This window comes from Pseudoalteromonas sp. NFXS39 (assembly GCF_040148775.1).
Taxonomy (GTDB): Bacteria; Pseudomonadota; Gammaproteobacteria; order Enterobacterales; family Alteromonadaceae; genus Pseudoalteromonas; species Pseudoalteromonas apostichopi.
The window spans coordinates 62,351-81,964 of sequence record NZ_JAGDEC010000005.1; the positions used below are offsets into that span (position 1 = coordinate 62,351).

Below are 19,614 nucleotides of genomic sequence, written 5' to 3' on the forward strand. Positions count from 1 at the left end.
ATGACATTCGGCTTTGATGATCATGAACCCCACGAGCCTATGAATAAGCAATCAAACAGTAATGAACAGGCTAGTAAAAATCAACAAGCAGAACAATCAACGAAACATGTTGAAAACGATTCAGCGTTGCCTGCTATAGAAGTTAAAACTCAGCCTCTATTGAGTTATTTGCTTGAGGCAAAACGTATTCGCTTGGTTGATGTTAAGCTCGCAGAGCTTTTAACCGGTTCACAAACATTGATAGAGAATAACGATACAGCGCACAGTGAGGTTTTTTACCTGATTTTATTGCTTGCGGCAGCGCAGCAAAGTCAGCACAGCTGTTTAGAGCTGGCTAATATAAACTGGCAAAATCCGTTTGAAATTAAACAGCAAAGCTTAGCTGATGCCAGTATCGCAGCCCCTGAGGTTTTAACGCCGTTTGATATGGAATTTGGTCTTACTGAGGCCGTTAATAGACTAATGAATGCTGAGTGCGTAGGGGACGACAAGCCACTGCTATTGTTTGCTAATAAACTTTACTTTGCCCGTTTGGCAGAGTACGAAACCACACTGGCATCGCGTTTACATCATTTAGCAACGAAAGAGCTCACCCTTGATGAAGCTGCATTAAAGGCATTACTTGAGGTGTATTTTCCAAACAGTGAGCATACAACCAACCCAAGCGATCCTGTTAAAACATTAAACTGGCAAAAAGTAGCCTGTGCGATAGCTGCAACAAAAGGCTTTAGTGTGATCACTGGCGGCCCGGGTACCGGTAAAACCACCACGGTAACTAAGCTACTAGCCATATTACAATCTTTGTATGCCAGTGCACCGCTAAAAATAAAGCTGGTTGCACCGACAGGTAAAGCGGCAGCTCGTTTAACCGAGTCGATTTTAGGGGCGAAGCAAAAGCTCAGTATGATCCCTGAGAATATCGCGCCACTTATTCCAGACAGTGCGCAAACGATTCACCGCTTACTTGGCGTTATTCCGCATACTAATAAGTTTCGCCATAACAAGCGTAACCCGCTGCATTTAGATGTTCTGATTATTGATGAAGCATCGATGGTTGATTTGTCGCTTATGGCAAAACTAATCGAAGCACTACCTAGTCATGCAAGGCTTATTTTACTTGGCGATAAAGACCAATTAGCTTCGGTTGATACGGGCAGTATTCTTAGTGACCTATGCCAAGGGTTAGAGCTTGGCAAAATGCCTGATTACAGCAGTGAAAGAGCTGCGCAGCTTAATCGCGTTTGTTTTAATAATCAGAGCGCTATACCCGCGGCGAGCAGCCATTTTGTACTTAACGATTGTATTGCGTTTTTACAGCAAAGTTATCGTTTTGACGGCAGCAGCGGTATTGGTCAATTAGCACAAGCTGTAAATACCAATAATAGTGGCTTACTGGGCTACGTTGAGCAAACGATTAATCAAGGCGGTTTTAAAGACCTTAAACTTAATTACAGTGTAATCAGTAAACCGATTGAGTATTTTGTGCAGCAAGCGGCTTTGCAATACCACGATTATTTGCATCTTATCCAGCAAGGGGCAAGTGTAGCCAGTGTGCATAAAGCATTTGCGCATTATCAGTTACTAGCTGCCGTCAGAGAGGGAGATTATGGAGTAAATAGCCTTAATCAGCGTATTGAAAAAGCACTTACTCAACAAGGCTTAATTGCGCCATATCAAAGGCACTATGTGGGTATGCCAATAATGATCAGCCAAAACGACTATCAGTTAAAACTGTTTAATGGCGACATAGGTATTTTAATGTATGATGAGCAAGGTCAGTTAAAAGCCATGTTTATTGATGAACAAGAAAACATTCGTGCCTTTTCACCAGCACGTTTACCCGCTCACGATAAAGTATATGCAATGACTATTCATAAGTCGCAAGGCTCAGAGTTTGCTTACACCGCGATGATTTTACCGCCAATTAAACAGGCTAATCAGGGGATTAACAGACAGTTGGTTTACACGGGGATCACCCGCGCGAAAACCACATTTGAGCTGGTGGCCGATAAAAATGTATTGCTAATGGCCATGAATAAATCTGTTACTCGTGCATCAGGTTTATACGATAGGTTAAAACATGAAGCTCGTTAAAGTAACCGACATCCAACTTAACCAGTTAATGGGTTGGTTTAACACAGAGGCAGAACTGCGTATTTGGTCAGGGCCATTTTTTAAATATCCATTTGATACACAAAGCTTTAAAAAAGATTTAAACCTAGATGCGCTGAATTCCTACGCGCTGGTTAATGGCGATGGCCAGATGCTTGGGTTTGGTCAATACTATTTACGTGAAGGGCGTTGTCATTTAGGGCGGTTAGTTATCGCGCCAAGCGAGCGTGGCAAAGGTCTTGCAAAAGTGCTGATAAATTTACTGGGAGAGCAGGGTAAACAGCAGTTGCAGTGCGATAGCTTGTCTTTGTTTGTGTATACCCACAATACCCTTGCTAAAACGGCCTATGAGAAACTGGGTTTTATACAAACCCAGTACCCAGCTGACATGCCACTCGACGGGTGTATTTATATGACCTGCTAAGAGCGTTTAAAGCTGCTTTTACGAAACAGGTTAGGTTGCCAACCAAAATGGATGGCGCCTAATCTTAAAAATACCGTCACAGCAAATGCGCCAATAATGCACCAAATATAGCTTACCTCAAGGGTGAATAAGGCAGCATAGGTTAACCCTCCCGATAAGCAAGCGGTTGAATAAAGCTCTTCACCCATAACTAGAGGCACTTCTCGGCAAATTACATCGCGCATCAAGCCACCAAAAATACCGGTGGTCATGCCCATAGTAATTGCAACAACCATATCAGCTCCTTCTATTAGTGCCTTTTCTATACCGATAATATTGAAAATTGCCATACCTACGGCATCCATTAACAACATGGTGGTGTTACTTAAATCGGGTAAATGACGAATCGATAAAATGGAGGCAAAAATGGCAATGTAAGTAGCATATAAATAATCTGGTTGGGCTATCCAAAAGACCGGCTTATTGAGCAAAATATCGCGTAATGTTCCACCTCCTATTGCTGTTACCGTGGCAACCACCACCACACCAAAACCACCGACACTTTTTTCATGACCCAGTAAGGTGCCAGAGATTGCAAAAAATGCTACACCGATAATGCTTAAAAAGTGAAAGTATTCTGATGTCATGAGGCTTCCTTACCTATTTGATAGTAAGTTAACCTTAGCAAAATGAACTTTATTGATGCTGAACAGACAAGAAAATAGGGCGGGTAATGATGTTACCCGCAGGTATGAGAGTATTGATTATTTAAGGTAATCAATCACTAATTGCGTCATTGCATTTACTCCAAGCTGTAAAGCTTTCTCGTCTGCAAAAAAGTGTGGTGAATGATTACTTGGCGCTGTAACAGCATCTTGACCTTTTGGTGTTACACCTAAGAAAAAGAACATTCCTGGTGTTTCTAAGGCGTAGTAACTAAAGTCTTCTGCACCTGTGATAAGTGGGGTTGTGATCAGGTTTTCTTTGCCAACCACACCTGCAAGTGTTGGGGCCATTTTCTTGGTAAGTTCAACATCGTTCACTGTTACTGGGTAACCATGGTCAATGTGAACATGCGCTTCTGCGCCACCAGATTCAGCCACCATCTCAGCGGTTTTAGCTAAACGTTTTTTAATGTCAGCACGCATTTCTTGGTCAAAGGTACGAATTGTGCCAACCATTTCAACTTGATCTGGGATGATGTTGTTACGTATACCACCATTAATGGCACCAAATGAAACCACTGAAGGCGCTTTGGTTACATCAACTTGGCGTGAAGCAATGGTTTGAGTTGCCATAATAATTTGTGATGAAGCTACAATTGGGTCAACACCATTCCAAGGACGAGAACCGTGAGTTTGGCGGCCTTTTACTGTGATTGTAAATTTATCGGCGCTGGCCATTAACGGTCCTTCACGAAAACCAATTTGTCCGGTATTAAGTGAGCTGGTTACGTGTAAACCAAATACGGCTTCTGGCTTTTCTTTAAATAAGCCTTCTTTAAGCATAAGCTCAGCACCGCCTTCTTCGCCCTCTGGAGCACCTTCTTCAGCAGGTTGGAAGACAAATAGAATATCACCTGCTAGTTGGTCTTTAATTTTAACTAAAGACTCCGCTGCCGCCATTAAAATAGCCACATGGTTATCATGACCGCAGGCATGCATTACGCCAACTGTATTACCTTTGTATTCAGCCGTTTGAGTTGACGCGAATGGTAAATCTACTTGCTCTTTAACAGGTAATGCATCCATATCAGCACGCAGCGCAATAAGCGGACCTTTTTTACCACCTTTCAGTTTGGCAACGACACCTGTATGAGCAACACCTGTTTGCACTTCAAGGCCTAAAGAGCGTAAATGCTTAGCTACGTATTTGGCAGTTTCAAACTCACGGTTACTAAGTTCTGGGTTTTGGTGTAAATGACGGCGCCATTTAATGACTTTTTCGCTGACGCTTTTATTTGCAGATTTAAGTTCAGTATTAATATCACTAGCAAATGCAGGGGTAGAAATAGCACTGAGAAGTAGGCTGGTCGAAAGTAGTTTGTTTAACATCCCGTATCCTTTTATTATTTAGAAATCCAAACAACCTCAAAATACGAGTTTCAGTTGGAAATAAAAGCGGTTTAGGCAAGGCATTGATTGCAAGTAATAGATGTTCTATTGTTAAAATCAATAACGCAGTATAAATCGCTTTTAAACCAATCCTTTGGGCGCTTCGCAGGCACTTACTCTCATCGTTGTTACTTCTTAAAAGGGAATGCCATTCTTGCAAAGTAACGCCTTGATATTAAGCACCTGTGAAACGCTGAATTCTGCATTTTGAGGTGGCTTGGATATATGCACACTACACTAATGTAAAGGATAAACACTTGAATGAACAAGACCTTTCGGTTATTAACCAAGATAAATGGTTTAAAAATCGAACACAATTATTTAGGGACAAGCTAGTAAAAAATGCTAAATTAATCACCTTAAATGCCGGTGATGCATTGTTTTTGCGTGGTGATGAAAATAATGGTCTGTATTGTGTTATTAATGGCGTGCTTAGAGTTTCTGGCGTTAATAACCAAGGCAAAGAAGCTGTACTCAGTTTTGTAACCAGTGCAATGTGGTTTGGTGAAGTTGCTTTGTTTGATGGTGGTCAACGCACCCACGATGTGTATGCACAAACTACGGTAAGGCTTTTACACGTATCAGAACGGGCATTAACTCAGTTATTACAAGATCATCCCGCTTATTGGCATGATTTTGGGCTGTTGCTTACTAACAAAGTGCGAAATCTGTTTGATTCATTAGAAGATCACGCATTACTAACTGCAAAGCAAAAGGTGATTAAGCGCTTATACATGCTTTATCAGTCATCACTGCAAAACTGTTTGCCGCTTACCCAGCAACAACTTGCCGATATGACCTATCTAACACGGCAAACTGTTAATCAAATTTTGCAATCCCTGCAAGCTGATTCAATTATTAATCTTAAATATCAAACGATTGAAATAATTGATATCGATAAATTGCAATCTCAATGCTAGTTTGGAACTAAAATTGCTACAAAGCTGTAATCAAGCTTAAACGGAAGACAACTTGTGGCAATTACGTTTCATAATCAATATAACCCTCATCATACTTCGGCTGCTACTAAGCTTTCGCAAACGGCCCGCCCTGAGGGTGTGAAGGCCATGCATACGCCTGCATCTTCAGCACAACAACTGTTGCAAAAGCACTCACAGCCCAGCTCTTTTCTAGCACAGGCGCAAGAAGCCTTGGTTTATCAGCGACTCGGTGTTGATAAAGAGAAAATTGACGAAATAAAAGCGCAAATAGAAAAACTAGCGGAACAAATGCAGCAACAAGGTGCCGACACCAAAGCACTGCAAGAAAAAATGAATGAGCTGCAAGCGATGCTTGATGAAGAGTATCAAAAAGGACGCGAACGCATGGATATGCAGCCAGAGGCCGACAAAGGCAAGATAATTGATGCGCTGATTTGATATGCGAGTTTAATAGAGCTAGTTAAAATGTCGGATAGTTGACATTCTTGCTAGTAAATTATCTGCTAATCTGAGTTTTGAACACAGTTTTGGCAGGAAAATATAATGAAAACATTAAAACAACAACTGACAAATTACGCCCTTTATCACCGTTCTAAACGCAATATTTACACCCACTTTATTGGCATTCCATTAATTGTGTTTGCAATTATTTGTTTATTGCAACGCGTCACGCTTATCTCTGAGCCTGTTGTCATCTCTTTAGCAACCGTGGTGATTGGACTCACCTGTCTCTATTACTTAATGCTTAGTTTATCGATGGGGTTAATTATGGCTGTATGCTTAAGTGTGTTAAGCATTGCTGCTGAGCCTGTGGTGTCACTTTCAACACAATTATGGCTAGCCGTAAGTATTGGCAGTTTCGTTGTTGGTTGGGTTTTTCAGTTTATTGGTCATTATTTTGAAGGTAAAAAGCCAGCCTTTGTTGACGATTTAATTGGTTTGGTAATAGGGCCTTTATTTGTATTAGCCGAGTTCTTGATTATGCTTGGTTTTTATAAAGATATTGCTGATTATATCGAACAACATGCTGGGCCTAACAAAGCATAACAACAATAATAAGGAACACATATGCAATTAAATGGTAAAACAGTTTGGGTAACTGGGGCATCTTCTGGAATTGGTGAAGCACTTTGTGAGCAACTGGCGGCAAAAGGGGCAACGCTAATATTGTCTGCCCGCAATGAAGATAAACTCAATAAGCTGAATAAACGACTCGGTGGTAATCATCACGTAGTCCCCCTTGATTTGGCAAAACCCGAAGCCTTACTTGAAGATATGCCTGCGGTGATAGAGCGACTTGGCCAAGTTGATGTGCTTATCAATAACGGTGGGGTGTCGCAGCGTAGCTTATTTTTAGAAAATGAATTTACGGTTTATCGCCAACTGATGGAAGTGAATTACTTTGGTTTAATTGCCTTAACTAAGGCGGTCGTACCGCAAATGGTGAAGCAAGGTATGGGGATGGTGGTTTCAATTAGCAGTGTCGCAGGTAAAGTTGGTTCGAAGTTTAGAACTGGTTATTCGGGCTCTAAGTATGCGGTAGTCGGCTTCATGGATTGCTTAAGAGCAGAATTAGCTGATAAAAACATTAATTGCCTGACCATTTGCCCAGGTTCAATTAAAACAGCCATTGCACATAACTCATTAGATGGCCAAGGTAAGCCACAAAATAAGCCAGAGCATTCAATTGAGAACGGCATGGATGTCGCTAAAGCCGCTGCAAAAATGATTAAAGCCATTGAAGCTGAAAAAGATGAGGTTGTAATTGGTGAAGGCATAAGTGGTTTAGCACCGACCATTAAACGCTTCTTTCCGAGCTTCTTTAATCGGCTAACGGCAAAAATGAATTACCGATAATTCGCTATTATTTATTAGTAAATGATTCTCAGTAAACAATGTGCAACATGGCTTGCACATTTTTTGTACCAAACGGTCGAATTATTATCACTATAATCTATAAAAGGCACTAGTTTGCTATGGTTAAACGGGGATAGATTAGCTTACAATGGGGTAAAAGTAGTCCAAACAAGAGAGAATAACAATGGCCGCATTTGGTACTGTATTTATGCCACAAATGATCCAAGCACGTTTTGCTGATAACTCATGGAGTGAAAGCGCGCTGGTCCCATCTGATAAAATCGAATTACATGCGGGTGCTCACGTATTACATTACTCAAGCACCTGTTTTGAAGGATTAAAAGCATTTCGTCACGAAGATGGCTCGGTCTATATCTTTCGTATGGATGCTAACATTGCTCGTATGAAACAAAGCTCTAAGTTACTAAACTTACCTGACTTTGAAGAAAGCATGCTCGAGCAAATGATCAAAGACATTGTAAAAGAGTACGCAGACGAAACACCAACACCTCCGGGTTCTATGTATATTCGCCCAACTCACATTGGTACAGAAGCAGCAATTGGTAAAGCCGCTGCACCGTCAATGAGCTCACTTCTTTATGTATTACTTTCGCCAGTGGGTGATTATTTTTCAGGTGGTGCAACGGCATTACGCGTATTACTTGAAGAAGACGGCATGCGCTGTGCTCCACACATGGGTATGGTTAAAAGTGGTGGTAACTACGCAAGTGCATTAGGCCCAATCTTAGAGGCTCGTTCAGAACATCAAGCAGACCAAATTTTGTTCTGCCCAGGTGGCGATGTTCAAGAGACTGGTGCTGCAAACTTTATTCTAATTGATGGTGATGAAATCATCACAAAAGCGCTTGATAGCACATTCTTACACGGCGTGACGCGTAATAGTATTTTAACGATTGCGAAAGATTTAGGTATGACGGTATCTGAGCGTAATTTTACCGTTTCTGAGTTGCTTGAAAGAGCTGCTAAGCCAGGAACTGAAGCAGCGTTATCGGGTACTGCTGCGGTACTTACTTCGGTTGGTACGCTTATTCATAACGACCAAGAGTTTAAAGTAGGTTCGGGTGAGCCGGGTGAGAAAGTCGCTAAATTACGTCAAGCACTGAATGATATTCAATGGGGTAAATCAGCAGATACACATGGTTGGTTAACAAAAGTATAATCTCAAGAGTGTTTACTTGTGTAAGTTTATAAGAGCCACGCCAATGCGTGGCTTTTTTTTTTTACATTGGTTTACAGCGCATTTCGTGATTAACCGCAAATAACTAGACATTCTAATGTATTAATTTTACTTTCATTTCATTAACAATAACTAAAAGTAAAGTGATTATGATCAAGAAAACATTAGCATGTGCAATTGTTGTTGCATTGGCGGGTTGCGGTGAATCTACCCCTACAAAAACAGAACAAACAGTAAAAACTGCAGAGGTTAAAGCTGCTGTGAATTATCCAGAAACTAAAAAAGGCAATGTTGTCGACGAATACTTCGGTGAGAAAGTAGCCGATCCATATCGTTGGTTAGAAGACGATATGAGCGACGAAACTGCACAGTGGGTAAAAGCCGAAAATGACGTTACTTTTTCTTATCTAAAAAATATTCCTTATCGCGATGAACTTAAAACTACACTCGAAAAGTTAATGAATTATGAAAAAGTGACAGCCCCATTTAAAGAAGGTGAGTACACTTATTTTTATAAAAACGATGGCCTGCAAAATCAGTACGTGGTGTATCGTAAAAAAGGTGACTCAGAAGCTGAAATTTTCTTAGATCCTAATACCTTCAGTGCTGATGGAACAACATCAATGTCGGGCTTAACCTTTACAGAAGACGGCACCTTAGCTGCCTATCAAATTTCTGAAGGTGGTAGTGACTGGCGTAAAATCATTATTATTGATACGGCAACAAAACAGCCTATTGAAGAGGCATTAGTCGATGTTAAATTCAGCGGTATCTCTTGGTTTGGTAATGAAGGCTTCTATTACTCAAGCTACGATAAGCCAAAAGGAAGTGAGCTTTCTGCAAAAACGGATCAACATAAAGTTTATTATCACAAATTAGGCACAGCGCAAGCTGATGACCAATTAATTTATGGTGGCACAGAAGCACAGAAACATCGCTATATTGGTGCTGAGGTTACTCGTGACAATCGCTATTTAATTATTGCTGCAAGCACTTCGACATCAGGTAATAAGTTATTTATCAAAGATTTAACTAAGCCTGATAGCAAGTTAGTGACAATTTTAGATAATACAGACTCAGATACATCAATTATAGATAATGACGGTACAAAGCTTTATTTAGTGACTAACTTAAACGCACCAAATAAGCGTGTTGTTACTGTGGATGCTGCTGATCCAAGTCCTGACAACTGGCAAGATTTAATCCCTGAAACTGAGAATGTATTGAGCATTTCAAAGGGCGGTAATTACTTCTTTGCTAAGTATATGGTTGATGCTATATCACAAGTAAAGCAATACGATAAATCAGGTAAACTTGTACGTGATATCAGCTTACCAGGTGTGGGTACCGCATATGGCTTTAGCGGTAAACATGATGCACCAACACTGTATTATTCATTCACTAATTACACCACACCAGGCAACATTTACTCGTTTAATGTTGAGTCTGGCGAGTCTGATGTGTATCGCAAGTCAGGCGCTAAATTTAACAGCGAAGAATATACTTCAGAACAAGTGTTCTACACATCGAAAGATGGCACTAAAGTTCCGATGATTATTTCGTACAAGAAAGGCACTGAGCTTAATGGTAAAAATCCAACTATCTTATATGGCTACGGTGGCTTTAATGTAAGTTTAACGCCAAGTTACAGCCCGACAGTTGCTGCATGGCTTGAGCATGGTGGTGTTTATGCTGTTGCTAATATTCGTGGTGGTGGCGAATACGGTAAAGATTGGCATGTAAATGGTACACAGCTTAAGAAGCAAAATGTATTTGATGACTTTATTGCGGCGGCTGAGTATTTAAACAAAAAACAATACAGCTCACCTGATTATCTGGCGGTACGTGGTGGCTCTAATGGTGGCTTGTTAGTTGGTGCGGTTATGACACAGCGCCCTGAGTTATTTAAAGTCGCGTTACCTGCTGTAGGTGTATTAGATATGCTGCGTTACCACACCTTTACTGCCGGCGCTGGTTGGGCATATGATTACGGCACCAGTGAGCAAAGTAAAGAAATGTTCGAGTACTTAAAAGGCTACTCGCCTGTGCACAATGTTAAAGCGGGTGTTAGCTACCCAGCAACCTTAGTGACAACAGGGGACCATGATGACCGTGTAGTGCCTGCGCATTCATTTAAGTTTGCTGCTGAACTGCAAGAAAAAGGTGCGAAACAAAACCCATATCTTATTCGCATTGAAACAAATGCTGGGCATGGTGCAGGTACGCCAACAAGTAAGATCATCGACCAATATGCTGATATTTATGGTTTTACCCTCTATAACATGGGTATTAAATCGCTATAAGGAAGTGTTTGCTTAACGAACATTGAAAACGCCGAGCTTAAGCTCGGCGTTTATATATCCATCAAATTAACTTTTATAAATCTATTCCCAGTGCGAAAATCATTTTGTAATCTTCTTTTTCTGGTACCACACCGTTTTCATCGGCAATAGGGTCGGCTAAGTAATCCCATACTAATGACATGTCAAAATCGATATCATCTGTGATCTCAAATTCAAACGCAGCCATTGCATATTGTGAATCACCCCCGGCGTCACTATTAGCCGTCAAATAACGATAATTAAGTGAAAAATCAATTTTCTTGGTTACTTCTAATTCATAATTTGTAGATATGAACCAAGACATTGATGAGTTGCTTTTATCTTCGCCTTCAGCAACAGTGTCAAATTGCGTTTTTTGGTATGCTGGCCCTGCTGTAAAATCCCATTCTGTTTTATCTGTATCCATTACATAGTAACCAACACCTGCGCCCACAGTGTATTTATTAGCGATATTTTGGAACGGATCACGATAGTGCTCAAAGAAAATAGGGCGGTAATACATTTTTTGTGTATAAAACCAGTCATAAGTGCCGTTAGCACGAATGTTGTTTTTAGTAACTTGATTATCGCTGGTAGTCCGGTAGCCCAAAATTTCAGATAAAAAACGGCTAGATGCAGTACGGCGTTTGATATCAGCTTTAACAGAATACTCAGTTTGGTCAGTATTACCGCGAGCTAAATCTGCACCCATCGACAATTTTATAGTCCATGCACTAAGTTCACTTTCTACTGAAGGAGCAATAGAGACTAAATCGCGATAACGGTACTTAGCAGGTTGTTCACCCACTTTGATAAAACCACCGGATATATTAAGTGCACCGCTGAGCTCCTTCCCATCGTTAAAACGAACTGTATGGTGGCGGTCAGAGATAATCATGTAGACATCTTCACGATCGATTATTAATGTGTCGAGCACATCACTATCGAACTCGATCTCTTTATCATACATTGAGACAAGTTCACCTTTAAGCCACTCACCAGAGTTTAGTCGTATCCAATCAAATCGAGAAGCATCTTTAATTATTAAATTTCGCTCTTCAAGTAACGGATCAGGAAGTTGTTCTGCGCTATAGCAGGTAAATGTACTTACCATTATAGCGCTTAAAAGTAGGTGTTTTTTGAGCATCATTTCAATCCCTGTTAAATAGAATGCATCCAAAGAGGAGTGGTTATTTTCTAATAACCTGTTTAATTTTAGAACAGTTTTCAGCTGTATTCAAAAACTAGTCAAGAAGTAGGTAAAAACAACCTCTGATATGTTTTATAGGCATATTCATCACTCATCCCAGCCAAGTAATCACAAATTATACGCATAGCATTATCTTCTTGCTGATGAGCGTTAAGCCACATGTCTTGGGTTGTTTCAGGTAATAAACGCATGGGGTCACTAGCAAAGGCACTAAATAATTCAATTAGCAGATTTTGCCCTTTAAACTCAACTTGCTGCATTTTTGGCTCGCGAATTAACCGTTTAAAAACAAAATGCTTTAGCACGTTGAGAATTTCAGCAAATTCATCAGGTAAACTTACAGTGTACTGTAATATTTCAGATTCAAAATCAGCATTTTGTACAATTAATTTGGCATTAATTATAAAGGTGTTAACCAACTCACCAATGGCGTCCTTTCTTTCATATTCATGATGGGAAAACAGTCTAGCTGTAATCGAACTTAAGTGTGTTGTTAACCAAGCAGAGTCTAACTCTTGTAATTGTACTAAGGCATGGTTTTGCCAATCTGCAAGGGTTAAAACTTCAGTGGCTATGGCGTCTTCTAAATCGTGTACGGCATAAGCAATATCGTCAGCCAATTCCATAATTGCTGAATCTATTGATTTATAGTGAGTTTTAGCTCTAAATTCATCAACCTTATAGTGACTACTCAGCAGTTGTTTATCATTATTCGACAGTGGGTCAATAATCCAATCGAAAATATCTTTATCATCTTGATACAGACCTTTAGCTGGTCGCCAATGGTCGGCTTTGATAAAGCTACGCTGTTCACTTTTTGGTGGAATGGTGTGCCACAAGTCATCAATAAAGGCTGGGTATTTAATAAAGCCAAGCAAGGTGCGTCTGGTTAGATTCATGCCATATCCATTAGAATAAGGCTCAAGTTTAGAAACAATTCTCAGAGTTTGGGCATTACCTTCAAAACCACCATGATCGCGCATCATGTAGTTTAATGCTATTTCACCACCATGACCGAAAGGTGGATGACCGATATCATGAGCAAGACATAAGGTTTCAAGTAAACTACCACTCGGAAAATTCGTAAATTCAGGGTGTTGCTTTTTTAAGTGGCGTAATAATCCACTACCAATTTGTGCAACTTCTAAAGAATGGGTAAGGCGAGTTCGGTAAAAATCATTTAAGCCAATACCCATAATTTGGGTTTTAGCCTGCAGACGCCTAAATGCTGCAGCATGTATGATACGAGAACGGTCAACTTGCCAAGCTGAGCGGTTATCGTTGGGACGATATTTTTGCTGATCAATAATGCGAGCTTGCCAAGATTGGCACATAAAAATAACCTTCCTATTTCTCGTTTGGTTGCATTTAAGTATACGCAAGCGCTTGAAAATTGCGAGTAAATTGGCGGTTCATAACGCTTCTTTAGTTATACTTTAAGGAACTATCTCAGGGCTAATTCGCCAAAAAATGTCTGCTTTGGTATACTTCGCCATTGTGTGTGCGTGAAGTTACCGCATATTAGTAAAAGTTTATTTGAGAGAATACATGCTGAATTACGTTTTTAGAGCTTTACTGGCCGCTTTTTTTGCATGGGCGTTGTTGTCGCCATTTATGGATAAAGATACTCTGGATGAGGGGGATGAACAGTCACAGACAACACCTATTGGCACTCAGCGCGTAATCAAAAAAGAAAAGCCATTACATAATGTAAAACTGCCTGATTTTGCAGCGTTTACTGATGTGAAAGAAAAGAAACATGCATTTTTTGACTTTATCCGTCCTCATGTTGAGGCTGAGAATAAAAAGATCCTACAACAACGTGCGCTCATAGAAATTGCACGCATGATGCTTGAGTATAATGAGCCGCTAAGTAGTAAACAGCAATCAGATATTAAGAAAATACTGACCAGCTACAAGTTACCAACCACTATTGATACCTTATCACTGACCCAAGCTCTGCGCCGTGTAGATATCATTCCAAAAGAACTTGCGCTTATGCAGGCGGCTAACGAATCAGCATGGGGTACGTCACGTTTTGCTCGAATTGGCTTAAACTTTTTCGGTCAGTGGTGTTATAAAAAAGGCTGTGGCATGGTACCACGTCGTCGAGCCAACGAAGCCGCTCATGAAGTGACTGCTTTTAAATCGGTACGTGCTGCTGTAAGCTCATATTTTAAAAATATTAATACTCACGCAGCGTATAAAGATTTACGATCAATTCGAGCCGATTTACGTCGCCAGCAAAAGCCAATTGATGCTACTAAGCTAACACAGGGCTTGTTGTCGTATTCTGAGCGCGGTGAAGCGTACATTGAAGAATTAAATAAAATGATAAATCAAAACAGAGCTTACTTTGATGAATAAATTCCTTCCGTGGTTAAAATTTACAACCATTGCGGTTGCACTAGGTGCAGTTGCCTCTAAGGCCGCTGCTACTGAATTTGTTGTTGCATACGATGGTTTTTATGATCGTTTGAAAGTCGTTAATAAAGGCGAATTTCAATACGCTCAAGTTAATTTTTATTTGTCTGATATTGCTACTAACGAAGTATGTACAATCAAATCAGGTAAAATAATTACAGAGAAACAAGAGTTTGACTTAACTTATACAGATAAAGCTCAATTGCTTTTACCTTTTGATAAGCAGCTAGATACAGATAAAGCCGTTATTGTTGTTCAGCCAGAAAATCCAAAACATGATTGTCAATTAAGGTTGCAAATTGAAGCAACTGATCTGGCTGATTTTGAGCTTAGTAAAGCAAACTTGTATACGTTAAATGAAGAATTTGACGAGCTACTATCTGATTTGTCGGGCTTTTTCGTTAGCAAATTAATGTGGTTTTTGCTGCCTGAACAACAAGGTGTTGTACTAAAATTTAACGGCCAAGATGCTATCTCGGCAAACGGTGTTAGCTGTAAGGAGCAACGTTGCTCAATTAAGGTTTCTGATGACTGGCAAGATGATGAAACGGTATTAAGCAGTCATGCTAAGCTTATTAGCGCCACGCCTTGGATCGTTAAATAACCACTATACATCGGCTAAAATCGTTTAAATATCGACAAAAGGGATCTTATTAAGGTCCCTTTTTCAATGTTGAGAAGATAGTTCTTGTGTCTCTTTTTTTAAAAGTTTATCTCGTTACTTTGGTTTAGTATCAAAATTGAAAATTCAATATAAATAAAGCAATTTATATAACAGCTTCTCTTGTCTAGTTTATTCCCTCATTTAATATTTTTTCTAATTACTTGTATTGCAGCGCAGTTTAAGTAACAGCTTGTATTTAGATATGAAAACGGTATGAAGATATAGGTTTTATCTGATTGTTTTTTACTATAGAAAAAGGGCTTGATTTTACTTTTATAGGCTTATTTTTAATTAGCTATAAAGTGCTAACTTTATATTTTTTAATGATTTTTCAAGAAATAAAAATATAGATTTAGATCAAGTTACTTAGCAATAACTGGCTTAAAGTAAAACTATAAAGATCTCAATATAGGTACTTATAGTTTAAAAGGAGTCGTTATGCAGATAGTCAATGTCGAACCTGTATCAGTTAAAAAACAGAAATTAGCCGAAGCCAATGCGAAACAGAATGTAATTTTTGATTTAAATGTTAAAAACCCAAGCCTAAAGTGGAATGCAGACGGTAAATATCCATATAAACGCAAAATGGACCTGGTTGAATACGAGCGCCATAAACACGAACTGCAAATTGAACTTTTGAAAATGCAAGGTTGGGTAAAAGAGACCAATCAACAAATAGTGGTTTTATTTGAAGGTCGAGATGCGGCGGGTAAAGGAGGCACTATTAAACGCTTTATGGAGCATTTAAATCCGCGTGGTGCGCACGTAGTGGCTTTAGAAAAACCAACTTCAAGAGAGCGAGAACAATGGTACTTTCAGCGTTACATTAATCACCTGCCAAGCAAAGGTGAAATTATACTATTTGATCGCTCTTGGTATAACCGAGCCGGTGTAGAGAAGGTAATGGGCTTTTGTGATGATCACGAATATTTAGAGTTTATGCGTCAAACACCACAACTTGAACGTATGTTGGTGAATAGCGGTATTAAGCTATTTAAATATTGGTTTTCGGTCAGTAGAGAAGAGCAATTCAGACGCTTTAAATCACGTCAAAACGACCCGCTTAAGCAATGGAAGCTGAGTCCGGTTGATATGGCATCATTGGCTAAATGGCATGATTATAGTGACGCGAAAGATGCGATGATGTTTCATACCCATACAAAAGATGCGCCTTGGACACAAATTCGCTCTGATGATAAAAAACGGGGTCGTATCAACTGTATGCGTCATTTCTTAAGTTGTTTGGACTACCCAGAAAAAGATCAGGATATAGTCAATCGGGTTGACCCGCTTATTGTCACTGAACCTACCCGCATGTCTACGCGTCAGTAAAGGAGAATACAATGAAAAATTCAGAGTCAATATTTGAAAAGCGCCTTGCAAAGCTCGAAAAAGTTCTCGAAAAAAGTAAAAAAGAGGTGGCCAGAACCTCTGAAATTGCAAAAGATGCAGCACTTAAAGCACAAGCCGCTGTAGAGTGTGCCAGCGAAGCAGAGAGCCTGGCTAAAAATGCTAAAAAGCGGTTGAAAGAAGCCAAAAAGCAGTTAAAAGAAGCTAAAGTGTTAAAAATAGCGCAGAAAAATGCTTCTAAAAAATCGGCAATAAAACGTGCCAAACGAATGGCAAAAAATAAGACAAAAACTAAAAACACTTAAGGTTAACAAGGGGCGCATGGCTCATGTGCCCTTTGTTTTTGTATTAAGCTTATTGCTGGACATTTTTACGATTCTCGTTATGCTAAACGTCAACTTTTCAGGGACTTAAAAGCATACTTATGAAAATTATACCGGCATTTTTTGTTATTTTACTGCTATGTTCAGCTTGTAGCAGTTATTCACCTATCAAACAAGAAATGCAAACTAAGTTACAAGGCTCATGGCAGTCTACAAATAGCCCAGTTTGTGAAGCTAATTTTCATACTATAGCTTTTAAAAACAAAATATTAGAAATCTCTTATGACGAGCAGGGCTATATTTCTGAGACTGAAGCAAGAAAAACCTTTGTTTATACTATTTTATCGACAGAGAAAAATTTAATTCGAGTGCAGCTTGAAAATGAAACTCGCTTAGATAAAAAAGGTAAACCTGTAGTTTGGCACCTAAAACCACTTAGAAATGATAAATACTGCTGGGGCAGAGATGATTGGCCTGATCTTGCTTGTACAGCTTCGCGTTATAAATGCACAGTAAAATGAAGTTAGCTTATTGAAGTCAGAAAACCCTAAAATAAGCCTGTAAATTGATGATCCTTTAATGCTATTCATAAAGAGCCTTAGTTTACGTAATATCTTCACGAGTTATGCTTTTTAATTATCCCACGCTAATCATTTCAACTGGCTCAAAAAGTCCGTATAATCCACGCCGAACTTTTTACTATGAAACATGGCTTAGTAAAGCCTGTATGAGCAGAGCAAATGAATCAAACTGATACTAGAAAAGAAACTCTTGAATTTAATAAACTTCAAAAGCGTCTAAGAAGGCATGTTGGTAATGCGATTACTGATTACAACATGATTGAAGACGGCGATGTTGTTATGGCATGTATCAGTGGTGGTAAAGATTCATTCGCAATGCTTGATATTTTGCTTAATTTACAAAAAGCTGCGCCAATTAAATTTGAAGTGATTGCCGTAAACCTTGATCAAAAGCAGCCTGGTTTTCCTGAGCATATTTTGCCTGATTACTTTGAAACGCTAAATATCCCGTATTACATCGTTGATAAAGATACTTACTCAGTAGTAAAAGAAAAAGTACCAGAGGGCAAAACAACCTGCGGTCTGTGTTCACGACTTCGTCGCGGTACACTTTACTCATTTGCAGAAAAAATTGGTGCGACCAAACTAGCACTAGGTCATCACTTGGATGACATCGTCGAAACTATGTTTTTAAATATGTTCCATGGTTCACGATTAAAAGCGATGCCACCAAAATTACGTTCAGATGATGAACGTAACGTAGTTATTCGTCCGTTATCATATTGTCGTGAAAAAGATTTAATTAAATACGCTGAGCACAAAGATTTCCCGATCATTCCATGTAACCTATGCGGTTCTCAAGAAAATCTACAGCGTCAATCAATTAAAGCGATGCTGACAGAGTGGGATAAGAAAACTCCAGGTCGCGTTGAGAGTATCTTTAAGTCTTTACAGAATGTCAGCCCAAGCCAGCTTGCTGATAGAAACTTGTTTGATTTTGAAAACTTACCACTTGATAGAGAAGGCAATCGTGAAAGCTATGACTTTAGCGAGGCGGTGGTCTCATCAACAAACATTGATGAATCACTGTTCATTGATGTAACAAATATATAAAAAAAGCCCCAAACTGGGGCTTTTTTAATACATATCCTGGTTGTTACTTAGCGAGAGGGCTCACATAGCCATCTGGTTTTAGGGCTAAGACATCGCAATCAAGACTATCAATAACGTGCTCTGCAGTATTACCAACTAGCGCAGCACTCAAGCCAGTGCGACCAACAGTACCAATCACTACTAACTCGCTGTTAAGGCGTGCAGCAACATCTGGAATGACATCTTCTGGTAAACCTTCCTCTATGTAGCATTGAGCTTGGTCAATATCAAACCCTTTAGCTAAAGAGAGCGTTGATTCAAAGTGATGTTTTTTAACTGATTCGTTATAAACGCCAGGATTAAACTCTGGGATTTCTATTGCAATATTAACCGGTGTTGCTGGGTACGCATTTACAATATTAAGCGTGGCATTGGCTAAGTCACAAATGAAGCGGGCATCATTAATAATACGCTTGTTAAGTTCAAGGTGTTGCTCATTTTCACTCACCGCGTTCACAGCTGCTAGAATATTCCCCTGAGCTGGCCATTCTTTTTCTTTAACAAGTAACACTGGAGCAGGGCACTTACGAATAAGGTGCCAGTCGGTAGGTGTGAAAATAACCGATTTTAGTGTGTCGTGTTGATGAGTGCCTTTAACAACAAGATCAAAGCCATCGTTGATCACGGTGTTAATAATAGCTTCGTAAGGACGGTTATGCCAAACCACACAACTATCAATAGTGAGTTCTGGATAAAGTGCAATTTGTTCATTTAACCATTCTTGGCGGTCTTTTATCACGGCTTCTCGCATTGCTTCACGCTCATCAGCTGAAAGCATAGTTGTCATTTCATAAGAGAAGTCGTAGATACTGAGGAAAGCGGTGATGGTCGCGCCAGATTTTTTGGCTAGATCGATTGAGCGGCTTAAACTGTGTTGCTGCTCTTTAGTTGGGTCTATAACTGCTAAAATTCGTTTAATTGCGTCCATGTGCTGCTCCTTAACTGTTCCGCAAAAAGTAGTACTTTGAGTGTAACCTAAATTTAGAACAGTTAAAGGGGTAAACAGTATAAAGTTGCGTTAAAT

19 protein-coding genes are annotated in these 19,614 nt (G+C 39.6%); 14 read left to right on the plus strand and 5 right to left on the minus strand.

The window, feature by feature from the left end; genetic code table 11:
• Both recD and J3455_RS10635 read left to right on the plus strand, forming a co-directional pair.
• Positions 1–2,094: an exodeoxyribonuclease V subunit alpha gene (gene recD / locus J3455_RS10630; protein WP_502935100.1), complete on the plus strand. Its 2,094-nt coding sequence runs from the start codon at positions 1–3 to the stop codon at positions 2,092–2,094.
• Positions 2,081–2,536, plus strand: coding sequence for a GNAT family N-acetyltransferase (locus J3455_RS10635; protein ID WP_256854479.1), 456 nt, complete (start codon positions 2,081–2,083; stop codon positions 2,534–2,536). The genes recD and J3455_RS10635 overlap by 14 nt, the downstream gene beginning before the upstream one ends.
• On the opposite strand, the gene J3455_RS10640 is transcribed toward J3455_RS10635, so the two are convergent.
• The gene (locus tag J3455_RS10640) at positions 2,533–3,162 is read right to left on the minus strand and encodes a trimeric intracellular cation channel family protein (RefSeq protein ID WP_130051689.1); all 630 of its coding nucleotides are present in this window, start codon (positions 3,160–3,162) and stop codon (positions 2,533–2,535) included. The two genes, J3455_RS10635 and J3455_RS10640, sit on opposite strands and share 4 nt — an antisense overlap.
• Before the next feature lie 117 nt (positions 3,163–3,279).
• The gene (locus J3455_RS10645; protein ID WP_130051688.1) at positions 3,280–4,569 is read right to left on the minus strand and encodes an amidohydrolase; all 1,290 of its coding nucleotides are present in this window, start codon (positions 4,567–4,569) and stop codon (positions 3,280–3,282) included.
• A 317-nt stretch (positions 4,570–4,886) separates the two neighbouring features.
• Here J3455_RS10645 and J3455_RS10650 point away from each other — a divergent pair, with 317 nt between their 5' ends.
• The 6 genes from J3455_RS10650 to J3455_RS10675 all read left to right on the plus strand — a co-directional run bounded on the left by J3455_RS10650 (position 4,887) and on the right by J3455_RS10675 (position 10,928).
• Positions 4,887–5,549, plus strand: coding sequence for a Crp/Fnr family transcriptional regulator (locus tag J3455_RS10650; RefSeq protein ID WP_167658843.1), 663 nt, complete (start codon positions 4,887–4,889; stop codon positions 5,547–5,549).
• 54 nt (positions 5,550–5,603) lie between these two features.
• On the plus strand, positions 5,604–6,008 hold the full coding sequence (locus J3455_RS10655) for a hypothetical protein (protein ID WP_349561709.1): 405 nt from the start codon (positions 5,604–5,606) through the stop codon (positions 6,006–6,008).
• Between the two features lie 105 nt (positions 6,009–6,113).
• Positions 6,114–6,617 (plus strand): Mpo1 family 2-hydroxy fatty acid dioxygenase, encoded by a 504-nt coding sequence (locus J3455_RS10660; protein WP_130051684.1) that lies wholly within the window; start codon positions 6,114–6,116, stop codon positions 6,615–6,617.
• A 21-nt stretch (positions 6,618–6,638) separates the two neighbouring features.
• Positions 6,639–7,427 (plus strand): SDR family oxidoreductase, encoded by a 789-nt coding sequence (locus J3455_RS10665; RefSeq protein ID WP_256854476.1) that lies wholly within the window; start codon positions 6,639–6,641, stop codon positions 7,425–7,427.
• 178 nt (positions 7,428–7,605) lie between these two features.
• Complete coding sequence (locus J3455_RS10670; RefSeq protein WP_256854557.1) at positions 7,606–8,607, plus strand: branched-chain amino acid aminotransferase; 1,002 nt, start codon at positions 7,606–7,608, stop codon at positions 8,605–8,607.
• A 167-nt stretch (positions 8,608–8,774) separates the two neighbouring features.
• Positions 8,775–10,928: a prolyl oligopeptidase family serine peptidase gene (locus J3455_RS10675; protein WP_130051681.1), complete on the plus strand. Its 2,154-nt coding sequence runs from the start codon at positions 8,775–8,777 to the stop codon at positions 10,926–10,928.
• Between the two features lie 73 nt (positions 10,929–11,001).
• Here the strand turns inward: J3455_RS10675 and J3455_RS10680 are convergent, their stop codons facing one another.
• Positions 11,002–12,060 carry a DUF481 domain-containing protein gene (locus tag J3455_RS10680; RefSeq protein ID WP_349561710.1) on the minus strand — a complete coding sequence of 353 codons (1,059 nt, stop codon included), beginning with the start codon at positions 12,058–12,060 and terminating at the stop codon, positions 11,002–11,004.
• A 134-nt stretch (positions 12,061–12,194) separates the two neighbouring features.
• Complete coding sequence (locus J3455_RS10685; protein ID WP_167658837.1) at positions 12,195–13,490, minus strand: anti-phage deoxyguanosine triphosphatase; 1,296 nt, start codon at positions 13,488–13,490, stop codon at positions 12,195–12,197.
• 214 nt (positions 13,491–13,704) lie between these two features.
• On the opposite strand from J3455_RS10685, the gene J3455_RS10690 reads away from it, so the two are divergent.
• The 6 genes from J3455_RS10690 to ttcA all read left to right on the plus strand — a co-directional run bounded on the left by J3455_RS10690 (position 13,705) and on the right by ttcA (position 18,551).
• Positions 13,705–14,523, plus strand: a complete 819-nt coding sequence (locus J3455_RS10690) for a glucosaminidase domain-containing protein (protein WP_130051658.1) — start codon at positions 13,705–13,707, stop codon at positions 14,521–14,523.
• Complete coding sequence (locus J3455_RS10695) at positions 14,516–15,184, plus strand: DUF2987 domain-containing protein (protein WP_130051657.1); 669 nt, start codon at positions 14,516–14,518, stop codon at positions 15,182–15,184. Before J3455_RS10690 ends, J3455_RS10695 begins: the two co-directional genes overlap by 8 nt.
• 498 nt (positions 15,185–15,682) lie before the next feature.
• Positions 15,683–16,576, plus strand: a complete 894-nt coding sequence (ppk2, locus tag J3455_RS10700) for a polyphosphate kinase 2 (protein ID WP_130051656.1) — start codon at positions 15,683–15,685, stop codon at positions 16,574–16,576.
• An 11-nt stretch (positions 16,577–16,587) separates the two neighbouring features.
• Entirely contained in the window at positions 16,588–16,899 is a 312-nt protein-coding gene (locus J3455_RS10705) for a hypothetical protein (protein WP_130051655.1), read from the plus strand.
• A gap of 119 nt (positions 16,900–17,018) precedes the next feature.
• Complete coding sequence (locus J3455_RS10710) at positions 17,019–17,438, plus strand: hypothetical protein (RefSeq protein WP_130051654.1); 420 nt, start codon at positions 17,019–17,021, stop codon at positions 17,436–17,438.
• A 219-nt stretch (positions 17,439–17,657) separates the two neighbouring features.
• A complete protein-coding gene (gene ttcA / locus J3455_RS10715; protein ID WP_130051653.1) occupies positions 17,658–18,551 on the plus strand; it encodes a tRNA 2-thiocytidine(32) synthetase TtcA in 894 nt (297 codons plus the stop codon).
• A gap of 43 nt (positions 18,552–18,594) precedes the next feature.
• Here ttcA and uspE read toward each other — a convergent pair whose 3' ends face one another.
• Entirely contained in the window at positions 18,595–19,518 is a 924-nt protein-coding gene (gene uspE, locus J3455_RS10720) for a universal stress protein UspE (protein WP_130051652.1), read from the minus strand.
• Positions 19,519–19,614: the final 96 nt, after the last annotated feature.